Source organism: Pseudoalteromonas sp. CR1 (genome assembly GCF_019392235.1).
GTDB lineage: Bacteria > Pseudomonadota > Gammaproteobacteria > Enterobacterales > Alteromonadaceae > Pseudoalteromonas.
Genome location: NZ_JAHXRM010000075.1, coordinates 1 through 367 on the forward strand (window position 1 = coordinate 1; position 367 = coordinate 367).

Annotated in this window: 1 protein-coding gene; it reads right to left on the bottom strand. The window is 58.9% G+C overall.

Going from position 1 to position 367, the window contains the following annotated elements; all coding sequences use genetic code 11:
• Window positions 1–367: helicase HerA-like domain-containing protein (locus tag KZZ04_RS18540; RefSeq protein ID WP_219423703.1), on the bottom strand; the 367-nt coding region annotated here is incomplete at both ends.

The window sequence follows — 367 nt, forward strand, 5'->3', positions numbered from 1 at the left end:
TACCGTGTCAGGCAAATCACCGGGAGACTGAGTGACGAAGTACACACCGACACCTTTGGACCGGATCAAACGGACCACTTGCTCCAGTCGGTCCTGCAAAGCCTTGGGTGTATCGGCGAACAACAAATGCGCTTCGTCGAAAAACAACGCCAGCAGCGGCTTATCGGCGTCACCGCGTTCTGGCAACTGTTCGAACAGCTCGGCCAGCAGCCACAGCAGGAAGGTCGCGTAGACCTTAGGCGCTTCATGCACCAAGCGGCTGGCGTCGAGCAGGTGGATGCGCCCACGGCCATCACTGGCCGGCTGCAAAATATCCTCAAGTTGCAGGGCCGGCTCACCAAACAAGGCTTCGGCACCTTGCTGTTCG